Below are 5,798 nucleotides of genomic sequence, written 5' to 3'. Positions count from 1 at the left end.
AAAAATTTGAAAATCTGTCCGGCCGGGGCCTACGTGCCGAGACGGCTCATGGAACCATCCTTGCGGGCAACCGCAGGCTGATGGAGGAATCCGGCGTGGACCTGACGGCACTGGAAGTAGACGCGGCGCGGCTGTCCGCGCAAGCGCAGACGCCCATGTACTTTGCAAAAGACGGCACTCTGCTGGGCCTGATTTCCGTGGCAGACCGAGTAAAGCCCTCCAGTGCGGAGGCCATCGCCGCCCTCAAGGCCCAAAACATCCGCACGGTGCTCCTCACCGGCGACAACCGTGCCGCCGCCGAGGTCATCGCCGCCCAGGTGGGCGTGGACGAGGTGGTGGCGGAGGTTCTGCCGGAGGAGAAGGCCGGAATCATCCGCCGCCTTCAGCAAGAAGGCCAGACCGTGATGATGGTAGGCGACGGCATCAACGACGCGCCCGCTCTTGCTCAGGCGGACATCGGCTGCGCCATCGGAAACGGCAGCGACGTAGCCATCGAGTCTGCACAGGTGATTCTCATGCGGGGCGACTTGAAGGACGTGGCCCGGGCCATCCGGCTCAGCCGCCTGACCATCCGAAACATCAAGCAAAACCTGTTTTGGGCGTTTTGCTACAACACCGTCGGCATCCCCATTGCCGCCGGCGCCCTGTATCTGAGCCACGGACTGCTGCTCACCCCCATGCTGGCGGGCGCGGCTATGTCCCTCAGCTCCATCAGCGTGGTTGGCAACGCCCTGCGGCTGGGCCGCAGGAAGCTGCTGTAAGGAGTATTTGCAAATGGAGGAAAAGAAGTGCCCCGACACCGGGGAAAACTGTATCTGCTGTACACGCCACAAGCACCGGGAGCCCGCCGAGGCGGACGCTCTGCTCCGCCGCCTGAATCGCATAGAGGGTCAGGTGCGGGGCATCCGGGGAATGGTGGAAAAAGAGGTCTACTGCACCGATATTCTCACGCAGGTTTCGGCGGTGCAGGCCGCGCTAAACGCCTTTGCCCGGGAACTGTTGGGCAATCACATAAAAACCTGCGTGGTGCAGGACATTCAGTCCGGACGCACCGAGGTGGTGGACGAACTGATGAACACCCTGCAAAAGCTGATGAAGTGAACGGCCCGCGTTTGCGGACCGCAAGCGATAAAACAAACTAAATCATAAAAAGGAGACATGTATGATGAAAACCATTTCCGTACCCGACATGATGTGCGAAAACTGTGTCCGCCGTATTACGGAGGCCCTGACCAAGGCAAGCCTGAACTTCGAGGTTTCTCTGGAGAATAAAAATGTGACGGTGGACGGCGACGAGAACTCCGTGAAGACCGCCGTGGGCGAACTGGAGGATTTGGGCTTTACTCCTGAAGCCGTTTAAAAAAGAACTTTATCTCTTAAAGATAGAACATGGGCGCGGCCAATCGGGCCGCGCCCATGTTGCTTTCTCCTCCAAGCCGTCCCGCACGCAAAGACCTAGGGCGGAAGCAAAGCTTCCGCCCTAGGCTTATTCTGATTTGGTTAACGGTTATACCCGCCGTTAAAGAAGTAGTTGAAGAGGTCTTCCATGCTGCCACCATTGCTGTTGCTCCCATTCTGGGGTGTCTGCTGTGTCTCCTCCTGCTGGGAGGATTGGGTTTCCTCGCTGTCGGCGGGCACGCTGTCCCATGTGATCTCCACTGTCTGATACCCTCCCGCCCGGTAGATGGTAAAGGTAGAGGTATCTCCGGCGGAATAGGTTTTCTTCAAAGCAACCAAATCCTCCGAGGTGGCAATGTCGGTATCGTCCACCTTGGTAATCACGTCGCCCATTTTCAGTCCCGCCTTGTCGGCGGCGCTGCCCGCCTCCACGGAGTAGACAAACACGCCCTCGGTCACGTCATAGCGGTATTGCGCCGCCATCTGGGCGGTCATAGTGCCCTGATTGATGCCGAGATAGGGCTTGTTGGTGACATAGCCATTGGTCATGATGTCCTGAATCATAGCCAGCACGTCGTTCATGGGGATGGCAAAGCCCAGACCCTCCACGGATTGGCTGGAATAAGAGGAGTACTTGGCGGACACGATGCCCACCACTTCGCCGTACTGGTTGAACAGAGGACCGCCGGAGTTGCCGGGATTGATGGACGCGTCGGTCTGAATCATGTTAAAGGGAGTACCGTCCACGTTGATGGCCCGGTTCACACTGGAAACCATTCCGCCGCTCATAGAGAAGGTGAGGTCGCCCAGCGGGTTGCCCACCGCCAGCACATGGTCGCCCACATTCAGCGTATCGCTGTCGCCCATGGTCACGGGCTGAAGCGCCGAAGCGTCAATTTTCAAAACCGCAATGTCATACTGCTGGTCGCTGCCGATGATCGACGCGTCATAGGTGTCGCCGTTGTAGAGCGTCACCTTCACGGTGTTGGCGTTGGCCACCACATGCTGGTTGGTGACGATATAGCCGTCGGTGGTCAGGACAAAGCCGGAACCGGCGGAGGCTGTCTCTACGCTCTGCCCAAAGTAATTGGTCCCCGAACTTCCTGTGGTGCTGATGGAAACCACGGAGTTGACGTTGGAGGCGTAAACCTCCGCGTCGGTCATGGCATTCTTCCCATCCACCGCCTTGACGGAGACGGTGGCGGCAGTGCGGTTGGACATGTACACATCGGTGGAATTTCCGCCGCCAGAACCGCTCCACACGGCCACCCCAGCCCCCGCCGCACCGCCAAGCAGGGCGCAGCTCAGGGCCAGAGCCACAATTTTCGCGCCGCCCCGGCTCCTTTTTGCCTTTTTCCCGGAGCCCTCGTCCCAGCTTTCACGGTACGGGGCGTCCACTGCGATCCGGGCGTCTCCCGGCTCGCTGCCGTCTTTGCGATAAGTGTAATGATACAGATTCTTTTCGTCGTTATACATGATAATTTCCTCCTGACGTATATTTCCCGTCGTCTCCTGCCTGTCTTATGAAACAAGTATCACAAAGAGACATGTCGTACAAATGAACGGGATATAAAAAATTTTTAAAGCATAAACAGGTGATCCGCCGCGCTTTTGCGGCACTTCTTTCTTGCACCTTTGAGGGAAGTATAGTATGCTTAGCTTAAAACAGTATGAAAGGACGCATAAAAGTTTGCTGAAAATAGAAGGACTGAAACAGAGGCCCGGACGGAGCCTTAGAGAATTGGTGCGGGAAGCCGCCCGTATTTTGCGCATCGGCGAGCACGAAATCAAAAGCATCCACATCCTGCGCCGCAGCGTAGACGCCCGGGAAGACCCGGAGTTGGTATATACCGTGGCTGTGGAGACGGAAGAGGAAGACAAGCTCCTGCACCGCAGCCGCAATGCAAAAGTATCCCGCTATATCCCCTCCCCTGCCTATGCGCTCCCGAAGCCGGGGTCGCCGTCGGCGACTCCGCCAGTGGTGGTAGGTGCGGGACCGGCAGGTCTGTTTGCCGCACTGCTGCTGGCCCGGGCGGGCTTGCGGCCCATTTTGCTGGAGCGCGGCAAGCCTGTGGAACAGCGTCAAGAGGACGTGGAGCGATTTTTTCGAACCGGAGCGCTGGACCTCCAATCCAACATCCAGTTCGGTGAGGGCGGCGCGGGCGCTTTTTCTGACGGAAAGCTGAACACCGGCACAAAAGATGTCCGCCACCGCTTCATTTTGGAAGAACTGGTTCGCTTTGGCGCACCGGAGGATATTTTAATCGACGCAAAACCTCATGTTGGCACGGATATGCTCCACATCGTTCTCAAAAATCTGCGGCAGGAGCTGCTGGGCCTTGGGGCCGATCTTCGGTTTGCGTCCCAACTGACGGGTCTGCAAACAGAAAACGGCGTTCTGTCCGGCGTTAGCGTGGAGGGCCCTGACGGCGCGTATTCCCTTCCCTGCCGCCAGCTTCTTCTGGCAATCGGTCACTCCGCCCGGGACACCTTTGAAGCCCTCCTTGCCGCGCAGATTCCCATGGAGGCAAAGCCCTTTGCCGTGGGTGTGCGCATTGAGCATTTACAGGCGGACATGGATGGAGTACAATATAAAAAATATGCAGGCCATCCGGGTCTTCCCGTGTCTTCCTACAAGCTCTCCTGCCATCTGCCGGAGGGACGGGGCGTTTTCTCCTTCTGCGTCTGCCCCGGCGGGCAAGTGGTGTCCGCCGCGTCGGAGGAAGGGCGGTTAGTCACCAACGGCATGAGCCGCTTTGCCCGGGACGGGGAGAACATCAACAGCGGATTGCTTGTAAACGTCACGCCGGAGGATTTTGGCGCGGACGGTCCCCTTGCGGGCGTGGAATTCCAACGCAGGCTGGAAGAATCCGCCTTTGCCGCAGGCGGGAGTAAGTACCTTGCCCCGGCCCAGCGGGTGGAGGATTTTCTGGAAAACCGCCCCTCGCAAGGCCCCGGTCGGGTGAAGCCCACCTACCGCCCGGGCGTGAAATGGACAAACCTGCGGGAGTGCCTTCCCGGCTTTGTGTGCGACGCGCTGGCCCAGGCGCTGCCCCTTCTGGACCGGAAGCTTCCGGGCTTTGCCGCAGGAGACGCGGTTTTAACCGCCGTGGAGAGCCGCAGCTCATCCCCCGTGCGCATCCTGCGGGACGAGACGCTTCAAAGCCCGTTGCGGGGCCTGTACCCCTGCGGCGAGGGGGCGGGATATGCCGGTGGAATCCTCTCTGCCGCAGCGGACGGGCTTCGCTGCGCTGAAAAAATGATCGAAGTGCTGTAACAGCGCCCCTCATAAACCAAGAACCCTTTACACTGTAACCTTTCAAGGAGGAATGAAAATGAGCCGTATCATCTGTGTTGTCAACGAATTCATCACCGAAGCCCACAAGCGGCAAATTGACGCCGCGGCTGAAAAGCACGGCTTCTCCGCCCGCTATTACCTCACCAAGGAGGATGCCGCCGGTCATCTTGAAGACTGCGAGGTGCTGTTTGGGCACTGGCGCTCCCTGCTGGCGGAGGCTCCGGGCCTGAAGTGGTACTGCTGCTCCTACGCGGGCGTGGACCCCTATCAGCCGCCGTTTCATTTTCCTGAGGGCGTGCTGCTCACCAACTCCTCCGGGGCCTATGGCGTGACCATCGCGGAGCACATTCTGATGGTGACGCTGATGCTCCAGCGGAAAATGCCGGACTATACCCGCATCATCCGGGAGCGCGGCTGGACCAACGACCTGTCCATCCGCTCCATTCAGGGCAGCCGCCTGACCATACTTGGCACGGGCGATATCGGCACCACCTTTGCAAAGCGCGCCAAGGCGCTTCAGCCTACCAGCATCACCGGCGTGAACCGCAGCGGGCGCAGCCCCGACGGGGTATTCGACCGGGTGGTACCCATGACGGAGGTGGACTCCGTTCTTCCGGAGACGGACATTCTGGTGATGGCTATGCCCTCCACGCCGGAAACCATTGGCTTTATGACAAAAGAGCGCATCTCTCTGCTTTCCTCCAGCGCCATTTTGGTAAACGTGGGCCGCGGCTCCGCCATTGACCAGGAAGCCCTGATGGACGCTTTGAATACCGGGAAACTTGCCGGTGCGGCGCTGGACGTGATGACGCCGGAGCCTCTGCCTGCAGACCATCCCCTGTGGGATACCAAAAATCTGCTGCTGACACCCCACGTGGCGGGCAACATGACGCTGGGCTACACCTGCGATATGACGGTATCCCTGTTCTGCGAGGATTTGGAAAATTATGCGACGGGCAAGCCCCTCGCTCGTCTTGTCGACCTGTCGAAAGGATATTGATATGGAAAACTTTGCGTTCTACTCCCCCACCCTGTTTGCTTTTGGCGACGGAGAAGCCCGGCGCTCCGGAGAATTGGTTCGCCAGTTCGGCGGTCACAAGGT

At 58.9% G+C, this 5,798-nt stretch carries 6 protein-coding genes; 5 read left to right on the top strand and 1 reads right to left on the bottom strand.

Annotation, left to right across the window (positions count from 1 at the left end; translation table 11 throughout):
- From RTK01_RS15245 to RTK01_RS15235, 3 genes are all read left to right on the top strand, one after another.
- The coding region (locus RTK01_RS15245) for an HAD-IC family P-type ATPase (protein ID WP_312281792.1) at window positions 1-761 on the top strand (761 nt) is incomplete at its 5' end.
- Window positions 762-774: 13 nt separating this feature from the next.
- Window positions 775-1,101 carry a metal-sensing transcriptional repressor gene (locus tag RTK01_RS15240; protein WP_312281791.1) on the top strand — a complete coding sequence of 109 codons (327 nt, stop codon included), beginning with the start codon at window positions 775-777 and terminating at the stop codon, window positions 1,099-1,101.
- Window positions 1,102-1,162: 61 nt separating this feature from the next.
- Entirely contained in the window at window positions 1,163-1,360 is a 198-nt protein-coding gene (locus tag RTK01_RS15235) for a heavy metal-associated domain-containing protein (RefSeq protein ID WP_312281790.1), read from the top strand.
- A 140-nt stretch (window positions 1,361-1,500) separates the two neighbouring features.
- Here the strand turns inward: RTK01_RS15235 and RTK01_RS15230 are convergent, their stop codons facing one another.
- On the bottom strand, window positions 1,501-2,874 hold the full coding sequence (locus tag RTK01_RS15230; RefSeq protein WP_312281789.1) for a trypsin-like peptidase domain-containing protein: 1,374 nt from the start codon (window positions 2,872-2,874) through the stop codon (window positions 1,501-1,503).
- 214 nt (window positions 2,875-3,088) lie between these two features.
- On the opposite strand from RTK01_RS15230, the gene RTK01_RS15225 reads away from it, so the two are divergent.
- Complete coding sequence (locus RTK01_RS15225; protein ID WP_312281788.1) at window positions 3,089-4,675, top strand: FAD-dependent protein; 1,587 nt, start codon at window positions 3,089-3,091, stop codon at window positions 4,673-4,675.
- 58 nt (window positions 4,676-4,733) lie between these two features.
- Window positions 4,734-5,696: a D-2-hydroxyacid dehydrogenase gene (locus tag RTK01_RS15220; RefSeq protein WP_312281787.1), complete on the top strand. Its 963-nt coding sequence runs from the start codon at window positions 4,734-4,736 to the stop codon at window positions 5,694-5,696.
- Window positions 5,697-5,798 lie beyond the last annotated feature (102 nt).

The sequence above is a fragment of the Oscillibacter sp. genome, from assembly GCF_031978065.1.
Taxonomy (GTDB): domain Bacteria; phylum Bacillota; class Clostridia; order Oscillospirales; family Oscillospiraceae; genus Oscillibacter.
The sequence above is the reverse complement of the archived record's forward strand: the minus strand, read 5'-3'. Positions and strand labels throughout refer to the sequence as shown.

Bases quoted from the DNA above. Each gene is read 5' to 3' on its own strand.
- RTK01_RS15240 (WP_312281791.1), top strand. From the start codon at position 775: ATGGAGGAAAAGAAGTGCCCCGACACCGGGGAAAACTGTATCTGCTGT.
- RTK01_RS15235 (WP_312281790.1), top strand. From the start codon at position 1,163: ATGATGAAAACCATTTCCGTACCCGACATGATGTGCGAAAACTGTGTC.
- RTK01_RS15230 (WP_312281789.1), bottom strand. From the start codon at position 2,874: ATGTATAACGACGAAAAGAATCTGTATCATTACACTTATCGCAAAGAC.
- RTK01_RS15220 (WP_312281787.1), top strand. From the start codon at position 4,734: ATGAGCCGTATCATCTGTGTTGTCAACGAATTCATCACCGAAGCCCAC.